The following is a 23,535-nucleotide window of genomic DNA, read 5'->3' on the forward strand; positions in this document are numbered from 1 at the left end:
ATCATGTCCCTTATCAAAATCGTGCGGCGCACGTCTGCGGTGGTCGTCCTCGGCGCACTGGCCGGCAGCGCCTATGCAGCGGGCTTCCAGGCCGTTGCACCCGTGAAGCTGCCGCATGGCGGCGCCGGCGTGGATGGCCCGTACTTCCCCAAGACGCTGGTCGCGCCCGTCGCGCCTTCGATCGGTAATGCCCTGCAGCAGCAGGCGCAGCAGCGGGTCGAAGCGCAGCTTGGTGCGAACGCGGCGCTCAGCAACGGCGCCGCCATCACGAAGACTCAGGCGAAAAGCAACGGCCTCGGCTATGTTGCGCAGCACTTCGCGGAAATCGACTCGGCTCATACGGGCCGCGTGACGATGAACGACGTGCGGCAGTATCTGCAGCAAAAGCAGCAGCGGCAGTAACGCTGCGGGCGTAGGGTTCCTTACGCCCGATCCGCCGGGCGCGGCATTGCATCATGCCGCGCCCGGCGGATTTCATTTTTCTGCCGCAGCCACTGTGTCGGAGCCATTTGTGCGCTGCGGCACGCCGGTGCGGCCGATGCATGCGTCGCCGATTTTGTGCGCGCGCCATATCGTTCGGCATGCTGACGAACTGGATCAGCGAATCGACACCAAGTATCCTGAGCAGTGTCATGTGCGGCGAAACGTTCGACAGCGTACCGCTCAAGAAGCCTCGCCCTGCAAGATGCGGCACGTCGACGACAGTCGATGCAGCCGCTTGCCGCGGCCCTGCCGTCGATCACGGTGCGGCCCATTCATTCTGCTCAGTGTCGATCCACGGAGGTATCACAATGCTGATTGGCGTGCCGAAGGAAATCAAAGACAACGAGTACCGGGTCGGCTTGACCCCGGCAAGCACGCGCGAACTCACTAGCCGCGGCCATGCAGTGCTGGTCGAGACCGCGGCGGGCGCCGCCATCGGGTTACCCGACGACGCCTATGTCGCCGCAGGCGCAACCATTTGCCCCGACGCGCAACAAGTGTTCGCACGCGCGGACATGATCGTCAAAGTCAAGGAGCCGCAGGCGCGCGAACGCGCGATGCTGCGGCCAGGACAGATTCTCTACACCTATCTGCACCTTGCTCCCGATCCCGCGCAAACGTCGGATCTGATCGAGTCGGGCGCAGTGTGTTTCGGCTACGAGACCGTCACGGGGCCCGGCGGCGGATTGCCGTTGCTCGCGCCGATGAGCGAGGTGGCGGGGCGCATGTCCATCCAGGTCGCGGCCGCGAATCTGGAGAAGACCGCAGGCGGCATGGGCCTGCTGTTGGCCGGTGTGCCGGGCGTCGCGGCTGCGCACGTCGTCGTGGTCGGCGCCGGGGTGGTGGGCTCGCATGCGCTGCAAATGGCGGTCGGCATGGGCGCGCGCGTCACCGTGCTCGACAAGAGCCTCGAGCGTCTGCGCCAGCTCGACCTCGTGTTCGGCAGCCGCATCACGACGCTGTATTCGAATACGAACAGTCTCGAGGAGGCGGTGCGCAGCGCCGACGTCGTCATCGGTGCGGTGCTGATTCCGGGCGCGGCGGCCCCCAAGCTCGTCACGCGCAAGATGATCGCGGACATGCAGCCTGGCTCGGTCGTCGTCGACGTCGCGATCGATCAGGGGGGCTGCTTCGAAACATCGCATGCGACCACCCATACGGCGCCGACCTACATCGTCGACGGCGTCGTGCATTACTGCGTGGCGAACATGCCTGGCGCGGTGGCGCGCACTTCGACGTTTGCGCTGAACAACGCGACGATCGGGCACGCGATCGCCCTAGCCGACAAAGGGTGGGAGCGTGCGATCAGCGAAGACAAGCATCTACGGGCCGGCTTGAACGTCTGCAAAGGCAAGGTCACCTACGAGGCCGTCGCCCAGGCGCTGCATCTGCCGTACGTGCCGGCTGAGCAACTGCTGAACTGAGTCGAAGCGGGCACGCCCGCACTGGCGTGCATGAGAACATCACATGACGCCACGACGCGGCCTGCTTCAGGCCGCGTTCTCTTATCTGCGCCGCCGCTAACCGGGCTCGCCGAGCGAGCCCGACTCGCATCGACACCATCCTTCCGGTGCCTCGTCGCGCGTCGTGCGCCGCGCCTTCCTTTCTCTTCTCCTTCTGGTTCGAAGCGATCCGTCCGGCCTCGTCGGGCCATCCGTTCCGTGACGCTTGCTCTATAGGCGCATCCGGATGCCGTCCGGAAAATGCATCGCAGTCCTGCTCGATCGAGCGAGTGCTCGTTGGCCGGCCCGCGATAGCGAATGCGCGCGAGCCGGCATGCAGGTCACTTGTTCTCATCGACATGGACCTGATCCTAAAAAAGATAACGCGACCGAAGCTGCTGCTCGGCATCGCCACCGTGGGTGCGCTGATCTATGCGGTGGTCAGCGTCATGCCGCCGCGCCACATCCGCATCGCGGCGGGGCCGGCGAACGGCAGCTTCTTCGCGACGGCGCAGCAATACAAGAAGCTGATCGAGCAGAAGGGCTTCTACCACGTCGACGTCGTTCCGTTCGACGACACCGATGAAATCGCGGCCAAGTTGGCCGATCCGCACTCGGGGTTCGACATCGGCTTCGTGGCCGAAGGTCCGAACGTTGCCGGCCGCTCGGCCTTGATGTCTCTGGGCGAGATCCAGGCGCAGCCGATCTTCATCTTCGAGAACCGGCGCTTGGCCGCCTCGCGGCCGATCGCGTCGTTCACCGATCTGCGCGGTTTGCGGCTCGTGATGCTGCCGCGGCGCAGCGTGACGAGCCACCGCTTGATGAGCATCTTCGAGCAGAGCGGGGTGACCGAGCGCAACACGCACATCGAATTTCAATCATTGGGCGATGCCTTCAGGCACTTGCGGCAGGGCCAGTTCGACGTGGGGCTGTTCATCCTCGCCGCCGATAACGAAGCGATGGCGACGCTCGCGAAAGACCCTGACCTCGCGATGGTGCAGGTCTCGCAGCGTGCCGCTATGGCCAAGAAGTTCTCGTATCTGCGGGAGGTGCAGCTGCCGGCCGGCATTTATGACTTCGCTGCGAACGTTCCCGATCACGATATCGGCATGCTGGCCGCGACCATCATCGTCGGCGCCCGTCGCGATCTGCGGCCCGCGACCAGCTATGCCGTGCTCGAGGCGATGCGAGAGGTGCATGGGCAAGGCGGCTACCTCAACGCTCCCGGAGAATTCCCGCGCTATTCCGGCAGCCCGGATCGCGTGGAAGATCGCGTCGTCGATTTCTATCGCAACGGCGTGCCGTGGACCTATTCGCATTTGCCGATCGAGCTCGCCAGCATCATCGATGCCTATCTGACACCGCTGCTCACGCTGTGGTTCATGACGAGCGTGCCGCGTGCAATGTCCGAGATCGAGCGCATGCGTGAGTTCGTGCTCATCCTCTGTGCCCGTGGCGCGCTGTGGCGGATGCGCCGCAGCGCCAAGCAGGGCCTCGCGCTCTCGAGCTGGGAGCGCGCCTTCATCGAAAGAATCGAAGCAGGCATGACCCGGCAGGGGCGCGGCCTGCACGCGCTGCTGGCCGAATTGCGCGACGAGCGGTAGGCGTAGGCGCACGACACACACGGTTCGATCGAGCCGTCCACTACGGGGAACCAGGCGATGCAACCTCACGAAATCGTTCAGCAGATGCGCAAGACCTACGACCGGTACTTCATGAGCAGCCTCTATCGACAGCGATACCCACGGCCCAACGAGGCCACGCTCGACTTCGTCTTGAGGAGCCGGGTGCGCGAGATCGAGCACGTGCTCGACTTCGGCTGCGGCAACGGGCGCTATGCGTTCCCGCTGCTCCAGCGTTCGCATGACTGCGTGACCGCGTATGACATCTCGGCGCTGTCGCTGGCCGAGTTCGAGAGCCGGCTCAGGGACACGCCTTATAGGTCGCGCGTACGCTTCGTCCACGACGATCTCGATACGCTCGCGCGCCTCGGCCAATACGACGTCATTCTGATGCTGTTCGGCGTGCTGTCTCATCTCGGTGACCGCGCGACGCGCATCGACATGCTCAAACGTCTGCGCGGCATGATGCGCGCCGACGGGCGCCTCGTCCTGTCGGTGCCGAGCCGCTTGCGCCGATATCCGGGCGTGCTGCTGCGTCATGCGCTCGCGCGATGCTTGCGCACCGCCCATGCACCGCTCGACGAAGCCGGCAACATCTTCTATACGCGCTCGGCGAACGGCGATCGGATGACGTTCTTCTATCACCTGTACACGCTGGACGAACTGCGTGCCGAACTCGCGACGGCCGGCTTCGCGGTGCGTCGCTCCGAGGCCGAGAGCGTGCTGCCCGAGCGATGGGTCACGCAATCGTCGTTCGTCGGCCAGCTCGACCGATGTCTCGCCGCGTGCTTGATGCCATCGCTCGGCTACGGCATGCGCGTGCTGGCGACCCCGATATGACGGCAGCCAGACCATGCGCGCGAGAGGGGGCACACGAGTGGTGCGTGCGGTGCATGTGCGCGGCGCTCCTTTGGACGCTGCTCGCATCGAGCGCGCTGGCGAGCGGACGGCTCGATGCGATTCGCGCGCGCGGCGTGCTCGTGGTCGGCGTGAAGAATGACTATCCGCCGTTCGGCATGCTCGCGGGCGACATGACGCACGAGGGATTCGAGCACGATCTGGCAACCGATCTGGCGCGCAGGCTAGGCGTGGCGCTGCGCACGATCGGCGTGAAATCGGCCGATCGCGTGCAGGTGCTCAACGAAGGACGCGTCGACGTGATGATCGCTACGCTCGGCGATACCGCGCAGCGGCGGAGAATCGCCACGCTCGTCGAGCCTGACTATTACTCGTCGGGCGTGACCTTGATGACGCGCCCCGGCACCGCCGTGAGCAGATGGGACGAGCTGCGCGGTAACACCGTCTGCGCGACGCTCGGCAGCTACTTCAATCGACCGATGGCGCTGCGCTACCAGCTCAATTTGCAGACCTACGCGAACAATCGCGACGCGAAGCTCGGCGTGCGCGACGGACGTTGCGTCGGATGGCTGTTCGACAACACCGCGATTGCGAGCGATTTGCGTTCGCCCCAATGGCGCGACTATCACGTCGATCTTCCGTTGCAGATGGAGACGCCGTGGGCGATCGCCGTCGCGCGCTCCGAGCAGGGCGGTGAGCTGGAACGTTTTATCGGCGATACCGTCGCGCAATGGCATCGCAGCGGCATGTTGATCGAACTCGAGCGCAAGTGGGGATTGCGTCCGTCGTCGTTTCTGGCCGACATGCACGCGCTATGGAGTCGCACGGATCGTAGCGGCCGCTACGTCTGTACGCGCGGCCCCGACGGACGATGGCCGGTCGCGTGCCGCAATCCGGCGTTCGTGACCTCCACTGACGTGACGGGCTTGCGCGGTTGGGGGCTCGGTGTGCTCGAGCGCACCGGCATCGATCTGACCTACGTCTACGACGACTACGAGCGTGGCGAATTTCTGCACGCGCTGTGGCTGACGATGGCGTTGACCGTCTGTTGCATCGTCGGCAGCCTCGCCTGCGGCATTGCGCTGGCGCTCCTCGCGGCGCGCGGCATCCCCGTGATCAGTGCCGTGCTGGTGTGGCTTGCGTCATTCGCCCGCATGACCCCGCCGCTGTTGCAGATATACGTGCTGACGTTCGGCGTCGGTGGCGTGCTCGCCGCGCGCTGGGGCGTGTGCGTCAACGTGTTCGGCATCGTCGTGCTGGCCTTGAGCTTGTATACCGGGGCGGGCATCATGCGTGCGCTCGACGATGCCGTGCGGCATAGTCGCGAGTCAGCGCCGCGCTTTGTCCTGAACACGACGACGCTCGGCGCGGTGATGCGACGTGCGTCGCCCGCTATCGTGGCGCTGCTCGTGAACGTGACGAAGGCGACGATGATGGCAAGCGCGGTGGCGGTGCCCGAACTGTTGTCGGTGTCGACGTCGATCATCGCCGATCACGGCAACGTCGCCACGATGATGAATACATTGATGCTGTGCTTCCTGCTGCTCGTGTTCATCGTGTTGCGTCTGCTGAGGGTGGTCGAGAGGAGCATGCGCGATGCCGGCCATTGACCATGTCGTGACGGAGCTGAGCGCCTGGACGCCGTTCCTCGCCGCAGGCTTCCTATGGAATATCGTGATTTCGCTCGTGGCGTTCGCACTGGGAACGGCGCTCGGGTACATGATGGTGCGCTTGCGCCTCTCGAGGGTGGGCGTCGCGCGGCGTGCCGGCGGTACTGCGACCGAGCTGATGCGCAACGTGCCGACCTACGTGTTTCAGTTCTATCTGGTGTTCATGCTGCCGGACGCATTGCCGCTACCGTGCACGGCCGCGCGTGTGCCGCTGCCGCCGTGGCTCAAGGCTGCCCTGGCGCTCGCGCTGGCGGTAGCCGCGTTCGTCTCCGATAGCCTGCTGCGCACGCTACGGGCCTGGCGGCAAGGTCGGCGCGAGGACGTGCGGCTCTTCGTGTCCAGCTGCGCGAATTACTTCGTGATCATCGTGATGGCGTCGTCGACGGCTTCCGTCATCGGCGTGCCCGAACTCGTCAGCCGGTGCAATACCGTGATCAATGTGATCGGCACATCGAGCGCGATGCTGTGGGTCTATCTGTATGCGATGGCATGGTTCTTCTTGTTCTGCAGCGCGATGTCGATGCTCGTGCGGGGCGCGTCGAGGCGTCTCGATCGCCGTAGGGGCGACGATTGAGACGCCCTCTCCGTATCAATCGGCTGCTTGGCCGAACCAAGTGCTCAACGACGGCTGATACTGTGCCGCATCGAATTGCGTGATGCGGACGAAGCGCATCTTGTTCGCCTTGACGAACGGTTCCTCCGCGAGAAGTGCGTCGAGCGCCTCGCGCGACTGAGCGCGGGCGACCAGAAAGCCGCCATGGGCCGGAATCTGGGGGCCTGAAAACAGGAAGTGGCCGGCATCGTAGCCGCGCTGTAAGAATGCATGGTGCTGCTCGACGAGATCCCCGAGCGACTCGAACGGCACGAGATGCTGACCTTCCAACAAGAAATGCTGCATGTTCGACATGCTCCTGGTTGCGGTGAGAAGAGGGCGCCAAGACGCGCCGGATGAATAGGATGCGACCGGTGGCGTCAATGACACGTGACGACCATCTTTCCTGCACCGCCACCCTCGTCGAGCATCCGGTGCGCAGTCTGGATTTCGTCGAACGCGAATACGCGCGCCGGCTTCGCGCGCAGCACGCCTTGCTCGACCCATTCGATCATTTGCTGAAATGGAATCTCGGCGAGTGGATAGTCCGGCGTGCCGTAGACGAACGCGCTGCCGAAGAAGCTAAGGTGTCGGCCGCTCGGCAGGTGGGCCAACGGATCGAACGTGTCGAGTGGCTCATGTCCTCCCAGAAAACCCGCCATGCAAACGTGGCCGCCGCGCCGCGTCATGCGCAGCGACGAAAGCAGGGTCGCGGTGCCGATGAGGTCGAGCACGCAATCGGCTCCCGATGCGGCGATACGCGGCCACACGTCGGGCAGTTCGCTTTCGAGCAGCACGTCGTCGGCGCCGTTCTCTCGCGCACAATCGGCGCGTTCGGCCCGCCGCACCGTCGCTACGACATGCGCCTTTGCCTGCCGGGCCAGATTGAGCGCCGCCAGACCGAGCGCCGAGGTCGCGCCGCGAATCAGCACCGTATCGCCGCGCCGCACGCCGAGGTTGTCGTGCAGACAACTCCACGCCGTCGCGTACGACGTGGGCAGGGCGGCCAGGTCGGTCCAGTCGAGCGCAGTGCGCACAGGCACGACGTTCGCGGCCGGCACGGCGACGAGCTGCGCATAGCTGCCGCTGCGCGTGCGGCCCATGCCGCCCATCAAGGCCAGTACGCGCTGCCCGGACAGCAGCCGCCTGCTGGGATCGTCGACGACTTCGCCCGCACACTCGATCCCGGAGATCGCCGCGACCTCACCCCACAGACCTTTGCGGAAATACCGCTCGGCCTGATTGATGCCGAACGCCTTGACACGAAGCAACACCTCACCGGGTTGCACGATCGGATCGGGAACGTCGCGGATTACGAGATGCTCGGGACCGCCGTATTGCTGTCTTACGATCGCTTTCATGGCAGTTGCCTCCTGGCTGTCGGATGAATCGACAGACTAGGCCGCGTGCCGTATAAAGAAAATTTGAAAAATTGGTCGACAAATGTAAGGTTGATGAACAATGGACTTTACGTTGCATGAGCTCGCCTGCCTCGATGCCGTCGTCACCGAAGGCACCTTCCAAGCCGCTGCGAAAAAGCTGAACCGCACGCATCCGGCTGTTCATACTGCGGTCAGGAATCTCGAGCAGCGGTTGGGCGTCGCGTTGCTCGATCGATCGCAATACAGGGTGAGCCTGACGCAGCAGGGGCAGGCGTTTTATCGGCAAGGCGAGGCCATCTTGAGGCAGGCCGCGGCGCTCGAAACGTTTTGCGAGCAGTTGAGCCGCGGCGAGGAAACCGATCTGCGCGTCGTCGTGGGCGACCTGACGCCGGCAGCCGACGTGCTGCCGCATTTGAAGCGCTTTTTCAAGGGGTGGCCGCAAACGCGCCTGCATCTGCACTTCGAGTCGATCGGCGGGCCGTGGGAGCGATTGCTGGCGGAGGAGGCCGATCTCATCATTCATCACGTGGACAAGGCCGACACGCGTTTCGAATGGATCGATCTCACGAACGTCACGCTGGTGCCGGTGGCGGCGCGCGGCTATCTGGACGTTCCCGTGACGCGGCAGCTCACGCCTGAACAGATGCGGGCGTACGTGCAGATCATTATCCGGGATTCAGCCCGGCACCCCATGCGTGACTATTTCGTCATCAAGGACGCGCCGAGCTGGACCGTTGCCGATCAGCACACGAAGAAGGCGCTGATCGTGCAAGGCATGGGATGGGGGCATATGCCGCTGTATCTGGTTCAGCGGGAGTTGCGCAGCGGCAAGCTCGTTTCGCTGGAAGGGCGGCATTTCAAGCGCTCTAAGCTCGACATCGTCGCGGCTCGTCTGCGCGGCCGGCCGGCCGGACCCGTGGCCACTGCGCTGTGGCGCTACTTTGGCGAGGCCTCGATCGGCGCATAGCGGCCCGCTACCCGGTATCCTTAGCGACTGCACACTTCACCGAAAGAAGGGAACAAGAATGAAGCAGTGTTTGTCATCGTCAAGAGCCGTCGCGCTCGTCGTTGCCACCCTGTTGGGCTCGTGGACTGCGGGCCCGGCGCTTGCAGCGGACACGTCGACACCCGACAGCTGGGCACGAGTCGAACGATCGGTTGAGGATGCCGGACGAAGTGCGACGACCGGAAGCTTCGGCATCGCCGTCATCGATCTTGGCAGTGGCGCCGTGACGGGCGTCAATCTGGATCGTCCGTACCCGATGATGAGCGTGTTCAAGGCGCCGCTTGGCGTGACGGTGCTCGATCAAGTAGAGAAAGGAAGCATCGGGCTAGACCAGGTTGTCACGCTGACGCGCGCGGACCTGCGCAACGGCACGAGCCCGATTCGCGAACACTTCGTCGGCGACAAGATGGATTTCACGGTGCGCCAATTGCTCGACTATGGCATCAGCCAGAGCGACAACAGCGCGGCCGATGCGTTGGTGCGGCTCGTAGGCGGCCCGCTGGTCGTGACGCGCTTCCTGCAGGCGCATGGCGTCGAGGGCATGCGGGTCGAGATGGACGAAGGCACCGTCTCGCACATCTTCAACGATCTGGGCACGGCGAACGCGCCGCCGGCGGGCGAGACTGAAGGCGAGCAATTGCAGCGCCTGCGCCGCGGCTACGCGGCTTATCTGGCCGATCCGCGCAATCGCAGCACGCCGCGGGCGGCGGCCGCGTTTCTGCGCAAGCTGTGGGCCGGGGAGCTGTTGCCGCCTCGCGAGACACAGGCGCTGCTGAACCTCCTGTATGCCCAGACCACGCCGAGCCGCTTACGCAAGGGCATGCCAGCGGGCGTGCGACTGGCCGACAAATGCGGCACGTCGGAGAGTTTCGAAGGCTTGACGGCCGCCTACAACGACATCGGCATCGTGACGGGCCCCAACGGCCATACGGCGATCGTGGCCGCGTTCCTGACGGCGTCGCAGGCGACGCAGGCGGAGCGCGAGGCGTGGTTTGCCGAGCTGGGCCGTCAGGTCGGCGAGTTCGTCGCACGCTAGACGATAGCTCTGGTTATGCAGCCTGACGCTCGCGCGCCTCACCTATCCCATTCCCCGCCCGTCGGTGCGCAGCTCATGAGGGCGTTGGCCGAAGCCACCCTCACCATGCTCGCCGCGATCGCCACGCTGCTCTGCGCGTTGGCGCTCGACCCGGCGCCGGCCGTCGGCGTGCTGGCGGTCGTGCTTTGCGTGTCGCTGTCGCGCAGCCAGCTCGATCGCGATCGACGTGGCCGCATCGAAGCCGCGTTCGTGTTGCCCGTCGTCGGTGTTGCCGCATCGGGCGTCGGTTTCTTGTTGCAACACATGCCGGTGGCCGGCGCCGCCGTCTTCACCACAGGCATGTTCGTGTCGATCTGGTTGCGGCGTTTCGGTCCGATGGCGCGTCGCGCGGGTGCGCTGGTCGGCTTGCCGTTCGTCGCCTTGCTGATCGTTCCGCATATTGCGCCCCGGGAACATCCGAACGCCCTCTGGGCCGCCTGTCTGCCGATCCTTGTCGCACTGCTGGCGTTGCTGTGGGTCACCGTATTTCATGCAATCGGTCGTCGGCTCGACATGTTGCCGGCGGGCGGCGGCAGAATGCCAGTGCTCGTTTCCCAGCAGACGAGTTCGTTGCGGCCGATACCGTCCACACGGATGGCGATTCAGATGGCGACGGCGTTGGCGCTGTCCTTCGCGGTCGGGCACGTGTTCTTTCCGGCGCATGGGTCGTGGGTCGTGTTGACGGCGTTCATCGTCAACAGCGGCAGTCGCGGTCGACTCGACGTCGCTTACAAGAGTGTGTTGCGTCTGGTTGGCGCTGCGGCCGGAACGCTCCTTGCGCTGACCATCGGCCTGCATGCCGGCACACACCATGCAGCGATGGCCGTGGCGATACTGGTCGCGTTGTTCGTGGGAATCTGGCTGCGGCCATTCGGCTACGTGTGGTGGGCGCTCTGCGTCACGGTGGTGTTCGCGCTACTGCAGGGCTTTGCCGGGTTGCCGCTGTCCGCGCTGCTGTGGCCACGCTTGGAGTCGATTGCGATCGGGGCCGTCATCGGCGTGGCCGCCGCGTGGTTCGTGCTGCCCGTCCGGTCGAGGTTGGTGTTGCGCAGGCGCGTCGCGGATGCCCTGGCGACGTTGGCCGCCGCGTTAGATCCAGCGACACCCGTGGCGGCCGACGAATTTTTGGCCGCGTTGACCGCGCTCGAACAGGTGGCGCCGGCGTTTCGAGCGAGCCGGCGCGTGTTGCGTCACGTGATGCCGATGCAGCCGGCGGACTGGATCGATACGCTGCTTGCTTGCAGAGGGCCGGCTCAGAGGTTGATCGAACGCCGGTTTACCTCGCCCGAGGTACGCCGTGCGGTCGGCGCGGCGCGCAAGGCGCTTGGCGAACCACCCGCGCTGCTGGCGGCGCTGCGCAATGTCGAGGCCGCGCTCGGTCGCGCTCAGGCGCAGATGAACGCCACCGCGCGCGGGGCCGCTTCACCGGAACTCGATACCTGACGCGCTTGCGCGAGGGAGTTCGGCCTCGTCGCCGGCCGACCTCGTTCGTGCGTTTTATCACAGCCATCGATCGGCATTTGCGCAATACTATCCAGCATAGTTCCGCATAGTTGTCGGCCCCTGCGCATGTTTGCAGGGCATGCACGTATGACGACCTTTCTGGAGGGCGACATGCTCCGCCGGCCATTTGCCCGCATCCTGCTTCGCGCTGCCGTGGTCGCGGTTCTCGGTGGCGGTTTCTGTCTGCCGTCCGCCGCGACGGCTGCGAGTGCCACCGCCGCCGCACACCTCCCGAAGGACAAGCACATCGTCCATACCGACGCCGCCGCCGCGCCGATCGACTTCCCGACGATCGCCGAACGATATGGGCCCGCGGTCGTCAGCATCAGCGCGGCCCCCCCTGATCAACCTTCGTCGGCGCCAGCCCTGAGGACCATCGATACCGACGATCCGTTCGCGGCGTTCTTCAATCGTATTGCGCCCCAGCAGCCGGAGCGGCCCGAGCAGGGATCGCAGCCGATGGCCAATGCGCCGGGTGCGGTGGGGGGGACGGGCTCCGGTTTCATCATCAGCGCGGACGGGCTCGTGCTGAGTACCGCGCATATCGTGGATCAGATGGAGGAGGTCACGGTCAGCCTGCCCGATCGACGCGAATTCAAAGGCAAGGTGCTGACGGTCGACCCGCAGACCGATGTCGCGCTGATCAAGATCGATGCGACGAAGCTGCCGACCGTCAAGCTCGGGGATTCCTCGCGCGTGCGCGTTGGCGAGTCCGTGCTGACCGTCGGTGCGCCCGAGCGCTTCGAACATACGGTCACGGCCGGCATCGTGACGGCCACGGCGCGCACGTTGCCGGACGGCAGCAAGTTCGCGTTCTTCCAGACCGACGTCTCGCGCAATCCCGACAACTCGGGCGGCCCCGTATTCAACCGCGCCGGGGAAGTGATCGGCATCGACGTGCAGATCTATGCGGGCGCGGATAGGGCCACCAGCCTCGCTTTCGCGATCCCGATCAATGAGGCCATCGAAGTGCGCACGCGCTTGCAGGCCTCGCGCAATGCAACGCAGAGCGCGCCCGGCGTGCACGTGCAAGACGTGAGCCCTGGCGTGGCGGTGGCCCTGGGATTGCCGCGTCCGGCCGGTGCGCTCGTCAACGCGGTCGAGCCCGGGACGCTGCTTGCCGCGCGTGGTGTCAAGCCCGGCGACGTCATCGTGCAGTTCGGCGAGCGGAACGTCGACAGCGCAGCCGATTTCGTCGACGACATGGCCACCTTGCCGGCCGGGGCCGATATCGCTGTCAAGCTGATCCGCAACAGAAAGCCGATGACGATACGCATCACAGCGGCGGCCGCGGCAGGCGAGGCCCCGCAAAGCGCGGGTTCCGGCTTCGGCACGCCGCAAGACGAGGCCGTGTCGGGTGACCGGCTGGGCTTGATCATGCACGCGCTCAACGAAGACGAGCGGCGCATGAGCGACCTTCCGATCGGCATGATGGTCGACAGCGTGAGCGGCCCGGCCGCGAATGCCGGCATTCGTCCGGGCGACATCGTGTTGTCGCTCAACGACACGCTGGTCGAGTCGCCCGAGCAAGCGGCTGCGTTGGAGACGAAGGCGGGCAAGACGGTCGCGGTGCTGATCCAGCGCGACCATGTGCGCAGCTTCGTGTCGATCAAGCTCAGATGACGGCCGCTGCGACGTGAAGACGGTGCTCGGGCCGTGGTGGGTCAGTGCGGTTCGGCGCGATGCGCGAGCGGCGTTCTGCCTTTGATCAACGCTTCGAGGCCTGCGAGCTGATAGCTCCAGAACAAGGCGAAGGCATGCTGAATATCGGCCCCCGACTCGTAGCGCTCGAGAATGGCCGCGATCATGGTCACCGTATTGGCGAAGATCTGCTGCAGCACCATGCTGAAGTGAGGATCGGCTTCGCCTGGCGCGTGCTTGTGCACGAAATGTTCGGCTTGGCGCGCCATCTCGCGTGTCATGCGTGCGCGTACGTTTTCGTAGCGTGTGCCTTGCGCGCCGTTGAGCAGGATCAGCACGGGCAGCCGCTGCTCGACCCAGAACGACAGCAAGGCCTTGGCGTGTTCGGAGCCTTCTGCGGTCGCGCTCGACCACATGCCTATCGAGGACAGTTCGCGCATTCTCGTGCGCAGCAGCCGCATCAGCCGGCCGGCGTGCGACGGCGAGACGACCGCATCGAACAGGACTTGCTTGTTCTCGAAGTACTTGTAGATGTTGCTTGCAGTGACATCGGCCTGTTCCGCGATCTCGGCCACCGTTGCGCGCGTGTAGCCGCTGGCGGCGAACGTCGTGGCGGCGGCCGCCAGAATCCGGTCGCGAACGTCGGCCTTCAAACGCTGGGCCATAGCAGTTTCTCCTGCAGTCGCAACAGCTGGGGTGCCCACGGCGCCGCTTCCTCGAGTTCGAACGCGAGGCGGAGCAAGCGCGCGTCGTGGTCGAGCCGGCCCACGAAATGGCAGCCGAGAGGAAGCCCATCGGCGGACCAGTAAAGCGGGACCGACATGGCCGGGCAGCCCGCCAGCGAGGCCGGGACGGTATAGCCGGCGAGCCGGTTGGTGTGGCTCATCAGCGTCGCGGGATCTTCGGTCGGGCCGAACTGGCCGAGCGGGAAAGCGGTGAACGGCACGGTGGGGCTCAGCAGCAGATCGACCGGGGCGAGGGCTGCGTGCACCGCGTTGCCGGCGGTGGTCAGCGCGGCGATCGCCTCGTGCATCCGGGCCGGCGCGAGCGAGCGGGCGCGCCTCACGATCTCGAGCGTGTACGGCTCGATGAGCGCCGTGTCGAAAGCCGGCCCCATCAACGACGAGACATAGTCGAACAAGCCGGCTAGCGTGGCGCCCGTCAGGTCGAAGAATGCCTGGCTGGCGGCGGGCGCATCGAACTGAGGCCCCTGAGCGTCGACGACCTCGTGTCCGAGGTCCGCGCACAGCTTCGCGCATGCGTCGAGCGCTTCGAGCGCTTGTGGGGTGGGCAATTCGCCGAACGCGTCCCGACGATAGACGCCGATGCGAAGCCGAGGCACGCGATGCTCCTGCAACGCTTGCACGGCAGGCAGCGGCGAGGCGTGTCCCGGCGTTTCGACCGCCTTCAGCCATGCCGCGCTGTCGCGGACCGAACGGCTGACGCAATGATCGCTGATGAGGGAGGCCGTGGGCATGTCCGGCGGCATATCCGTCGCGACGGTTCTGCCGCGGCTGGGCTTGAATCCGAACAAGCCGGTAAAGGACGCGGGGCCGCGGATCGAGCCGCCGCCATCGGACGCATGGGCAACGGGCACCATGCCGGATGCGACCGCCGCCACCGCGCCGCCCGAGGAGCCGCCGGGGGAAAGGTCGAGGCGCCACGGGTTGTGGGTAGCGCCGTTGAGCAGCGGCTCGGTGGTGCCCAGGAGCCCGAACTCGGAGGTCGCGCTCTTGCCGAGCACGACGAGGCCCGATTGTTCGAGCGCCTGCGCATAAGGCGAAACGGCGGGGGGGCGTTGCCCTTGGAAGAGCCGTGACCCTGAGCTCGTGGGATGGCCGGGGTAGGCCAGAAGGTCTTTCACGAGCGTGGGCACGCCTGCAAAGACGCTGGTTGCGCCGGTTACGGGCGCGGCGAGCGCCTGTTTCCGCGCCAAGTCGAAATCGAACGAAGCCAAGGCATTGAGCCGCGGTTGCAGCCGCTCGATCCGCTCGATGGCGGCGTCGATCAAATCGATTGCCCGGGCTTCGCCGTTCTTGACGAGCGAGGCCTGAGCTGTCGCATCCATGTCGAGAAACGGAAAACCCTCGGGCCTGCTTTGCGGTGCCATGCGGTATCTCCTCAATGACGTTTAAAAGAGAATTAATTATTCTCTTTTCGTTGTCAAGCGTTCGACGATGAGAGGAGGGCGCATGAACCGTGGCCCCTGCGTCGATGTGGCGGAGGGTTTTGCTTACCTCTTGACGCATGCACGTTTTACGGTGACGTTCGCGAAAGCAGGGCATATCGAGCGACTGCACTGCGAACGGCGGCGCTGGTGGTAGAATCGCGTCCGCCCTGCCCGGGTGATGAAATTGGTAAACATAGCGGACTTAAGCAATTGAGTGCCCGGCTGGAAACGGTCGGTGCAGAACCCTTCAAATTCGGCGAATCCCCTGGTGCGTACACGCGCCGAGGCAACACCGAGCCAAGCCCGATAGTGCGGTCGTCACGGCCCGCTTCGCGGAAGGTGTAGAGACTAGACGGGGGGCGCCTAAAGCGGCATGCGACGCGCACAGCGTGGCCGGCCGCCAAGGCGAAGGCATAGTCCAGCGCACGAACGGCAACGCTTCGCGCCGCGCCGGCATCGAAAGATGCAGTGTGACGAAAATCCGCCGCCTAACGGCCTGCCGGTTCGAGTCCGGTCCCGGGCACCACTTCTACCTGTGGCCACAGCAAGCGAGGCGCTGACGCGCTTGAACGGCCCTCGCGGCGGCAACCACGCCCCATGCATCAATCATCCGGCGCACCGGATGCCATGTCCTGATCACCGGGATTGGCCTATATTACCCAGCCGTCATCCTGTCTCTCCGACGTTAAAACGGCATTTTTTTGCGAATGCGCTGCGATATCGGATGCCGGCTCTTTGATAACGGGTTGTAATCTTCTTTCGACAAGATGACGGCTGTTACGTCATTGATTCTTGATGACGCTCGTCATGTCGGTGATGCCTCGCATCGGCGGCTCCTGCGGTGTGTGGCGCTCGTACCGACGCAATTCAACGCGTGATTGGAGATCCCCGATGAAGAAGGTCTTTACTTTCGCATTCGCCGTCGCTGCCGCCGCGCTGTCTTCCTCCGCGATTGCTGGCGTGGAATCCACTTTGACGCTTCAACAGGCGATCGATGCCACGACCGAAGCGCTTCACGCTTGTGCGGCTAAAGGCTATAAGGTTGCAGTCACCGTCGTCGATCCCGATGGGGTGATCAAACTGCAGGCGCGCGGCGACGACAGTCCGATCCATTCCCGGCAATTCTCTTTTCGCAAAGCCTTCACCGTGATGAGCATGGGGCCGATGGTTGGAGGGGACAGTTCGAGCGGCGTCATTCAATTCATCAACAGCAAGAATCCCGCTGGAACCGCCACGGTGGGCGCCGCCTCTCCCGATCTCCTGTTCCTGCCGGGTGCCGTGCTGCTGAAATAGGATGGGCGGGCGATCGGTGCCATCGGTGTCAGCGGTGCACCATTGAGCAGCGATGACGAAGTCTGTGCCGAAGCAGGGGCCGCCAAGGTCCGGCAGTGATTCGCCCGCGCTGAAGGGCAGGTCTCTCGCCGCCCCTGAGGCAGAGACCTGCGCCGCCCCTGAGTCCCGTACGGGATGCAGCATGGACGCCTTTGCGTCCTCAACGTTGCCGCCCAGCCCAAAGGCGTCCTGTGCGGATCGGGAGCACGGAGGCCTCTTTGCTGCTAATGTCCTTTTTTTTCAGAGCCGAACCTATGCCTTTGGTCAATTTCAAAGCCGTTGCCGATGATTTGACTACCGCCTGGAAGTCGTCGGTTGTCGGTCAGATTGGAGCAGCGAAAATCAAAACGCTCAGAATGGATGAGCAGCCCTATGAAGAAGAAACGCACGACTACAACGAAGGGTTGCTCGTAGTCGATGGAAAGCTGCTTTTGCAGGTCGAACAAGAACAGGTCGTGGTGGAAGCCGGGCAAATGTATCTTGCACTGGCAGGTACGCCGCACGCGGTCTTGCCAGGCAGCCACGGTACGCTGGTCATTATCGACGTGTAAGGCGCGTCAATTCGCCCGAGCCCGCGCGCTTTGGCCGCGAGGGGCGTGAGCCATTCACGGCGCGAGCGAGCGCTCAATCTCAAAATTTCTGCGTGCGTTACAAATGTTGCGAAGTATTACAACACTCCCTTACAATCCGTCCACGAAGGAATGATTCCCGCTCGGATTCAATGCTCGACGTGTCCGATTGGCTGTTTATTTCGCCGTTCGGTGCGAGAGTCGTTCCTATAGGCGATTAATGGGGGGCTTTGGTCTCCTGTCGATTCGTTGTCAGCGTCCCAGCATCGGGTTGGGCTTAAGCTGATTCCGCAGTCAAGCCATGGAGCCAAGCATGGGAACGGTTTCTCCGTCTTCGAACACGACGCTGCTGCAGCAAGCGGCGCAATCCATTGTGAGCGGCGCCACCGGCTCGTCGCTCGATGTGAATACGTTGGTCTCAGCCATCGTGATGGCGAAGATTGCCGGACGCGCATCGGCGATCGCCAATCAGCAGAAGAGCGGCAACACGATGTTGTCGGCGCTGGGCATGATGAAATCCTCGTTGGGGACGCTGCAAACGTCGCTGGCAGGCTTGTCGGACGGCAGCATTTTCACGCAATTCGCCGCCACCGCCAGCGGCAAAGGCATCACCGCGACGACGACGGGGGGCGCCGCCGCCGGTTCGTACGCGGTCAATGTGCAACAGCTCGCCACCGCAAACCAGATTTCCTCGAAAGCGTTCGCGGCGAAAGCGACGCTTGGCACGGGCACGCTGACGATCGGCATCGGTAGCGCCTCGATGACGCTGAATCTCGATTCGAAGAACAACACGCTCGCGGGCATCGCATCGGCGATCAACGGAGCGGCGAACAATCCCGGCGTAACGGCGGCGGTCGTCACGGGCACCGACGGCCAGCACCTCGTGCTCACATCGGCGCAAACCGGCGCTGCGAACATCGTCTCGGTCTCGGCGGGTGCCGGCGTCGACTCGAATATGGCGACGGCGAACTTCACGCAGGTCGAGGCCGCGCAAGACGCGAAGCTCACGATCAGCGGCAGCGCGGTGACGAGCGCCAGCAACACGGTCAAGGATGCGCTCACGGGTGTCACGCTCAACCTGACGTCGGCTGCGGTCGGCTCGCCGCAGACGATCAGCGTGGCGGCCGATCCGTCGGCCATCGCGTTGGCCGTTCAAGGCTTCCAGAAAGCGTACAACGCCTGGGTAGCTCAGCATAAGTCGCTGTCGTCGTATGACCCGTCGACCGCCCAGGCGGGCCCGTTGCTTGGCGACGCGATGCTCAATTCGGCCGTCAACGGCATCGGCGGCATCATGGCGAGCGGCGTCGCGCAAGGTGGCAAGACGTACAGTCTCGCGCAGATCGGTCTCGATTTGAAACACGACGGCACGCTGGGGTTCGATCAGGCCAAACTGCAATCGACGCTTTCGGCCAATCCGACGTTGGTGTCGTCGGTGTTCAACGGTACGAACGGTATCGGCCAGCAGATGAACAAGTTTCTCGATGCGTATACGCAAACGACCATCGGACAGGTGGATAAGCGTACGGCGTCGATCAACTCGAGCCTGTTGACCGTCTCGAAGCAACAGAACGAGTTGGTTGCCTATCAGCAGACGCTCACGACGCAGTACAACGCACAGTTCACTGCTCTGAACCGGCTGCTGACCAGGGTGAACAACAACAGGAACTATCTGAATCAGTTGTTCGGCGGCAACGGCTCCCCGGGCACCATGAACAAATCGGCCTAACCGGCCGCTCAATATCTTCCGCAATCGTCATCCGGGCGGAGACGGGAAACGTCGAGCACGCCAGCGAACTGCGGAGAGAGCGAAACGCGATACCTCGCCCGGGGCGCTATTGTTTTAGCGTCGAGGGATCGCAATTTTTTGCACTGGCAGGTGCGAGCGCGGGGGGCGGGCTACAATGGCCCCCGCTCGAATATTCGCCCAGTCATGAAGAAAATCCGCCTCTCGTTGCTCGCCTCCCTGCCGTTCGTGCTCGCTTTGCCGACGGCCTGCACGCTCTATCAGAACCCCACCCTGTGCAAACAGCAGATGCGCAGCGAACTCGCACAAGCGTCGCCGGCGGCGAAACTGTCGGTGTCGCATGTGGGCGTCGGTATTCGCGGTTCGCGTGTCGTCGTCGAAGGCTCGATCGAGGCGCCGGCCGCCGCATCGAGCAGCGCGCCGGCCTCCGCCGCGGCGGGTAAACCATCGAAGACGGTCAAGGCGGCTGCCGCAGAATGCACGTTCGACGGCGCGTCGTTGACGGCGTTGCGCTGGCTTTCGCCGCAGGAACTCGCCGAACCGCACAGTGATAAGCAGGACGACCCGCAAGACGCGCCGCACGACGCTCAAAACTGAGCGCTGGCGCGCTGTCGGCGCACGCCGACGGTGCTACGATTTGTGTCGACAAGTCGAGGGAGGCGGATATGGACGGCTTCGTCAGGCATCGAATAGAGGGCGTGTCGGTCGACATCGAAGTGGTTCCGGCGGCGCCACGCGGTTTTACCGCGCGGTTCAGGCTCGTCGGCGGCGCACGCGAGCCCGATTGGCATGATGCCGTGCACGTCACGCATGGCCCATTTTCGAGTCAGCAGGCGGCCGAGGAGGCCGCCAAATCAGAGGCCCTCGTGCGCATTCTGGCGCATGGTTCGTCATGAACCAGGGGCTGTCATAGGGAGTGCAGGGCCGGGCGTTCGATCATTTGCGAGCGCGTCCGGCCATGCAGGTTTTGCACAGTCGGCCGGGACCGGTAAAATGCGCGGTTGATCCACGGAAATATCGCCGTGGCGAAAGCGCAAGGATTCCCCGAACATGACTGATCTTCGTATTACCTCGCGGTTCGCAGCTCTGCTTCTCGCCGGCGGCTTCGTTGCCGGCTGTAGTTCGCCGTCGCCCACCCAGGTCGACTACAAAAGCGATTCGAAGTCGAAAGAAGTGTCGCTTGCCGTTCCGCCCAACATGATCGAGGAAACGTCCGATCAGCGCTCGTTGCCGCCGCAGGGCGGCCAGGCTTCGCTCTCCGGTCTCGAGCAGGTTCAACAAGTGGCGCCGCCCGAGAACGCCGTCGTGCCTCCCGTTGCCGGCATGCACCTGCAGCGTGACGGCAGCGAAAGCTGGCTCGTCATCGACGGCAAGTCGCCCGACGACGTGTGGGCGAAAGTGCGCCGCTTCTGGCAGGAGCAGGGCTTCCTGCTCGTCGTCGACCAGCGCGACAAGCACGTGATGGAAACCGATTGGAACGAAACGCGCGCGCAGATCAACGAGGGCCTGATTCGCAATACGCTCTCGAAGGCGATGGGCAATTCGTACGTCGCGGCAGAGCGCAACAAGTTCCGTACGCGCCTTGAAGTCGCGCCGAACGGCGGTACCTATCTGTTCATCAGCCAAAAGGGCATGCGCGAGGCGCTGACCGGGGCGAACAACGAGTCGACCAAGTGGGAGCCCAAGCCGAACGATCCCGCCCTCGAGACCGAATATCTGAAGCGGCTCATGGCCGTGCTCGCTCGTGCCGACGTGTCGGGCAATGCACACGACACCGCTGCCGATCAGTCGGCAACTGCGCCTCATGCTGCGTCCGGCGCGGCATCGAAGGCCGACAGCAAGGCGGCGACGGTCGCCGCGCAAAATGTCGCCGCGGCCGGGCAGGCTCAGGGCGCGAAGGTTGCCACGCTCGAGACGCCGGTGGTGGCGCAGCCCGAGATCACGCTCGATGAGCCGTATGAGCGCGCTTGGCTGCGCGTCGGCATCGCGCTCGACCGCAGCAGCTTTACCGTCGACGACCGCGATCACAACCAGGGCCTGTACTTCATCCGCTACGTTGATCCGAAGGATACGAGCGCGGACGAGCAGGGCTTCTGGAGCCAGGTCTTCCATGGCAAGACGGAGAAGATCGCGAAGCAATACCGCATCAACGTGCGTGCCGTCACCGAGAACCAGACGCGCGTGGCCGTCGTCGACGAGAAGGGCAATGTCGACACGTCTGCGCCGGCGAAGCAGATCATGGCGCTCGTCATCGATCAGTTGCGGTAAGCATGATTGACGAAGGCCCCCTCGGCTGGTGATGATCGAGGGGAACGAAAGGCGCCCACTGTGGCGCCTTTTTGTTAGCGGGCGACGATCCATCGTGGCCGCGCATACGGTCGCACTATCGGGGCGAGTATGAGCACCAGTTGACGCTCGTGTTGACGGAGCTGCAAACGTGCACGCCGTCAGGCGGCGGCTACGTGGTGGATACGCTGGCGGGCGCTTTGTGGACTCTGCAGCAGCTCGACTACGCTGCCGTGGTGCGCGCGGCTATTGCGCTAGGGAACGATACCGATACGACCGCGGCCGTGGCTGGCGGCCTCGCGGGCATCGTCCATGGGATCGAGGGCATCCCGTCTGTCTGGCTGGACCGCCTTGCTGGTGCCGATCTGGTCGCCTCAGCCGAGGAGCGGCTGCTGCGGCGTCTGTCCTTGTAGGGGGGCGATCCAACCCGCGTTCTGAGGAACGCGGGCATGTCGTTGCCTATCGAACCGTGACGGTGTCTTTAGGACTTCGTATGGTCTCAGTGCCCGGCGCTGGGCACGTCGAGAATGAGGATGATGGTCCAGTCGGCATCGCCCTCGTGGTGATATTGCCGTTCGGCGACGATAAACGGCTGCTGCTTGCCAGCCGGCCCGAGGAACAGCACGTCGCCTTCCATCGGCAGGCATTCGACGGGGGGCAGCGCGAGAAAGGCCTCTTGTGAGCCGCGCGGCATCAGTTTTTCGATTTTGCGGGACGCCGCTTCTGTCCACTCGATATCCAGCTGGATGTTGCTCATTCTGTCCTCCGCACCAGGGTGCGCACGGGTTGCGTCAAATGTTCGGTGCGCGACTTTAGCATACCGGTTGCGCCCGTTCGGCGATAAAAAAGCCGAAACCGGCAGGACCGGGTTCGGCTCGTATCTGGCAGACGCGGCAGTTGGCGCAGACCGCGAGCGTCGCTTACTCGCTCGCGCCAGCGGCCGGAGCCGCCTTCATGCTGTTGGCCGCCTTCTTGTGGTGTTGCATCGGCTTGTGATGCTTCATGGCCGGCATCTCCGTTTGCTGCGGCATCATCTCCTGCTGCGATTGCAGTGCCTGGGCGCGTTGCTCGACGTCGGCTGCCGTGGCCGGATCGGTGCTCATCTTGATAGCACTATCTTCCTGCGCATATGCGGCACCGGCCAACATCGCAAGGGAAACCAAGACAGTCAGGGACGCTTTCTTCATTATTGCCTCCATGCGGAAAAGTGGATGGGTTATGGCCCAGATGCTGCCCGTCCGGCTGGACACTGCATTCTAGCCACCATAAGCCGTTGCCTGCGGTCTATGTGTAGCAAAAGCGACGGTCCGTAACGTCTCGTTACAGATCGCCGCCACCCTTAGCCAATCTTAGGCTTGCTCGTCAAAACCATCCAAGTGCCCGATAGAGATGAAATTGCGCGAGACCGAATAGTTCATGCAGCGCAATATTGGCGCCGATGAGGTTCGTCCAGCGCGGCGTGAGCCCAACCTGCGCGCGGCGCGTGTTCGACGAGACCGGCTGCGGTGCGAGCCCGAAGCGCGCGAAGTCGAGCAGCGAGCGATGCAGGTGGTACTTCGACGTAATTAGGATCAACGAATCGTAATGTTCGTGGCGCAACATGCCCGCGACGTTGGCGGCGTTCTCGTAAGTGTTGTAGCTCTTGTTTTCGAGACGCAAATCGTCGCGTTCGACATGCTCCCGCAATAGATACGGTGCATAAGTATCGGCTTCGGTGGCCCGATGATGTTGGGGATTGCCGCCGCTCACGATCACTTCGCAGCGCCTGGCCGCTTGGCGGCAGGCGGCGTACACCGTGGCTGTTTTGACGATACGCCAGCGCGCGTCGGCTTTGGGGACGAGCACGTCGTTCGAGTCGTACTCGGTTCCGCCGCCGAGCAGGACGATGACGGTGCGCTCGCCGAAGCGAGGGGCGGAGGTGTCGGGTGTGCCCAGTTGTACCTGGTCGAGCAGCGGGGCGGTCAGCCAGCCGGCCGCGAGCAGCCAGAACAGGGTCGCGGCAGCGATGGTGACGGGCAGGCGCGCGGGACGCCAAAGTATGAAAACTACGAAAAATGCTGCGAATAAAGTGAATATGATCAATTGAGTTGGGGTAACGTATGGTTTCGGGGTAAACCGCAAGTTGCCCATCGCGTTGGGCAACGATGCATCGTCAAAAAC

Annotated in this window: 24 protein-coding genes; 17 read left to right on the plus strand and 7 right to left on the minus strand. The window is 64.0% G+C overall.

Annotated elements, in window-relative coordinates:
* Positions 1-3 precede the first annotated feature (3 nt).
* The 6 genes from D7S89_RS01500 to D7S89_RS01525 all read left to right on the plus strand — a co-directional run bounded on the left by D7S89_RS01500 (position 4) and on the right by D7S89_RS01525 (position 6,649).
* Positions 4-402, plus strand: coding sequence for a 2-oxoglutarate dehydrogenase (locus tag D7S89_RS01500; protein WP_121274955.1), 399 nt, complete (start codon positions 4-6; stop codon positions 400-402).
* A gap of 389 nt (positions 403-791) precedes the next feature.
* Entirely contained in the window at positions 792-1,907 is a 1,116-nt protein-coding gene (ald, locus tag D7S89_RS01505) for an alanine dehydrogenase (protein WP_121275979.1), read from the plus strand.
* A gap of 377 nt (positions 1,908-2,284) precedes the next feature.
* Complete coding sequence (locus tag D7S89_RS01510; RefSeq protein WP_121274956.1) at positions 2,285-3,529, plus strand: TAXI family TRAP transporter solute-binding subunit; 1,245 nt, start codon at positions 2,285-2,287, stop codon at positions 3,527-3,529.
* 57 nt (positions 3,530-3,586) lie between these two features.
* Positions 3,587-4,387 (plus strand): class I SAM-dependent methyltransferase, encoded by an 801-nt coding sequence (locus D7S89_RS01515; protein ID WP_121275981.1) that lies wholly within the window; start codon positions 3,587-3,589, stop codon positions 4,385-4,387.
* The gene (locus tag D7S89_RS01520) at positions 4,384-6,015 is read left to right on the plus strand and encodes a transporter substrate-binding domain-containing protein (RefSeq protein WP_220702113.1); all 1,632 of its coding nucleotides are present in this window, start codon (positions 4,384-4,386) and stop codon (positions 6,013-6,015) included. Before D7S89_RS01515 ends, D7S89_RS01520 begins: the two co-directional genes overlap by 4 nt.
* Positions 6,002-6,649, plus strand: coding sequence for an ABC transporter permease subunit (locus D7S89_RS01525; protein WP_121274960.1), 648 nt, complete (start codon positions 6,002-6,004; stop codon positions 6,647-6,649). The genes D7S89_RS01520 and D7S89_RS01525 overlap by 14 nt, the downstream gene beginning before the upstream one ends.
* A gap of 15 nt (positions 6,650-6,664) precedes the next feature.
* Here the strand turns inward: D7S89_RS01525 and D7S89_RS01530 are convergent, their stop codons facing one another.
* Together D7S89_RS01530 and D7S89_RS01535 are read right to left on the minus strand one after the other, a co-directional pair.
* Positions 6,665-6,973, minus strand: coding sequence for a YciI family protein (locus D7S89_RS01530; RefSeq protein WP_121275983.1), 309 nt, complete (start codon positions 6,971-6,973; stop codon positions 6,665-6,667).
* 74 nt (positions 6,974-7,047) lie between these two features.
* Positions 7,048-8,028, minus strand: a complete 981-nt coding sequence (locus D7S89_RS01535) for a zinc-binding dehydrogenase (protein ID WP_121274962.1) — start codon at positions 8,026-8,028, stop codon at positions 7,048-7,050.
* A 100-nt stretch (positions 8,029-8,128) separates the two neighbouring features.
* Here D7S89_RS01535 and D7S89_RS01540 point away from each other — a divergent pair, with 100 nt between their 5' ends.
* The 4 genes from D7S89_RS01540 to D7S89_RS01555 all read left to right on the plus strand — a co-directional run bounded on the left by D7S89_RS01540 (position 8,129) and on the right by D7S89_RS01555 (position 13,256).
* Positions 8,129-9,016: a LysR family transcriptional regulator gene (locus D7S89_RS01540; protein WP_121274964.1), complete on the plus strand. Its 888-nt coding sequence runs from the start codon at positions 8,129-8,131 to the stop codon at positions 9,014-9,016.
* 58 nt (positions 9,017-9,074) lie between these two features.
* On the plus strand, positions 9,075-10,091 hold the full coding sequence (gene bla, locus D7S89_RS01545) for a class A beta-lactamase (protein WP_121274966.1): 1,017 nt from the start codon (positions 9,075-9,077) through the stop codon (positions 10,089-10,091).
* 84 nt (positions 10,092-10,175) lie between these two features.
* Entirely contained in the window at positions 10,176-11,573 is a 1,398-nt protein-coding gene (locus D7S89_RS01550; protein ID WP_183085066.1) for an FUSC family protein, read from the plus strand.
* Positions 11,574-11,744: 171 nt separating this feature from the next.
* Entirely contained in the window at positions 11,745-13,256 is a 1,512-nt protein-coding gene (locus tag D7S89_RS01555; RefSeq protein WP_121275985.1) for a trypsin-like peptidase domain-containing protein, read from the plus strand.
* Between the two features lie 41 nt (positions 13,257-13,297).
* Here the strand turns inward: D7S89_RS01555 and D7S89_RS01560 are convergent, their stop codons facing one another.
* Entirely contained in the window at positions 13,298-13,939 is a 642-nt protein-coding gene (locus D7S89_RS01560) for a TetR/AcrR family transcriptional regulator (protein ID WP_121274970.1), read from the minus strand.
* Complete coding sequence (locus D7S89_RS01565; RefSeq protein WP_121274971.1) at positions 13,924-15,384, minus strand: amidase; 1,461 nt, start codon at positions 15,382-15,384, stop codon at positions 13,924-13,926. Before D7S89_RS01565 ends, D7S89_RS01560 begins: the two co-directional genes overlap by 16 nt.
* 951 nt (positions 15,385-16,335) lie before the next feature.
* Here D7S89_RS01565 and D7S89_RS01570 point away from each other — a divergent pair.
* From D7S89_RS01570 to D7S89_RS01600, 7 genes are all read left to right on the plus strand, one after another.
* Complete coding sequence (locus D7S89_RS01570) at positions 16,336-16,737, plus strand: GlcG/HbpS family heme-binding protein (protein ID WP_183085067.1); 402 nt, start codon at positions 16,336-16,338, stop codon at positions 16,735-16,737.
* A 293-nt stretch (positions 16,738-17,030) separates the two neighbouring features.
* Complete coding sequence (locus D7S89_RS01575) at positions 17,031-17,327, plus strand: cupin domain-containing protein (RefSeq protein WP_121274975.1); 297 nt, start codon at positions 17,031-17,033, stop codon at positions 17,325-17,327.
* A 331-nt stretch (positions 17,328-17,658) separates the two neighbouring features.
* A complete protein-coding gene (gene fliD / locus D7S89_RS01580) occupies positions 17,659-19,071 on the plus strand; it encodes a flagellar filament capping protein FliD (protein WP_121275987.1) in 1,413 nt (470 codons plus the stop codon).
* Positions 19,072-19,275: 204 nt separating this feature from the next.
* Positions 19,276-19,686, plus strand: coding sequence for a hypothetical protein (locus tag D7S89_RS01585; protein WP_121274977.1), 411 nt, complete (start codon positions 19,276-19,278; stop codon positions 19,684-19,686).
* 68 nt (positions 19,687-19,754) lie between these two features.
* Positions 19,755-19,985: a hypothetical protein gene (locus D7S89_RS01590; protein WP_121274979.1), complete on the plus strand. Its 231-nt coding sequence runs from the start codon at positions 19,755-19,757 to the stop codon at positions 19,983-19,985.
* Positions 19,986-20,139: 154 nt separating this feature from the next.
* A complete protein-coding gene (bamC, locus tag D7S89_RS01595; protein WP_121274981.1) occupies positions 20,140-21,357 on the plus strand; it encodes an outer membrane protein assembly factor BamC in 1,218 nt (405 codons plus the stop codon).
* Positions 21,358-21,506: 149 nt separating this feature from the next.
* Positions 21,507-21,788 (plus strand): ADP-ribosylglycohydrolase family protein, encoded by a 282-nt coding sequence (locus D7S89_RS01600; protein WP_245982667.1) that lies wholly within the window; start codon positions 21,507-21,509, stop codon positions 21,786-21,788.
* A gap of 86 nt (positions 21,789-21,874) precedes the next feature.
* On the opposite strand, the gene D7S89_RS01605 is transcribed toward D7S89_RS01600, so the two are convergent.
* The 3 genes from D7S89_RS01605 to D7S89_RS01615 form a co-directional block, all read right to left on the minus strand.
* Entirely contained in the window at positions 21,875-22,132 is a 258-nt protein-coding gene (locus D7S89_RS01605) for a DNA-binding protein (RefSeq protein WP_121274984.1), read from the minus strand.
* Between the two features lie 163 nt (positions 22,133-22,295).
* Positions 22,296-22,562, minus strand: coding sequence for a hypothetical protein (locus tag D7S89_RS01610; RefSeq protein WP_121274986.1), 267 nt, complete (start codon positions 22,560-22,562; stop codon positions 22,296-22,298).
* A 175-nt stretch (positions 22,563-22,737) separates the two neighbouring features.
* Positions 22,738-23,457: a YdcF family protein gene (locus D7S89_RS01615; RefSeq protein ID WP_245982585.1), complete on the minus strand. Its 720-nt coding sequence runs from the start codon at positions 23,455-23,457 to the stop codon at positions 22,738-22,740.
* Between the last annotated feature and the right edge of the window lie 78 nt (positions 23,458-23,535).

Source organism: Trinickia fusca, from assembly GCF_003628145.1.
In the GTDB taxonomy this organism is placed as follows: Bacteria; Pseudomonadota; Gammaproteobacteria; order Burkholderiales; family Burkholderiaceae; genus Trinickia; species Trinickia fusca.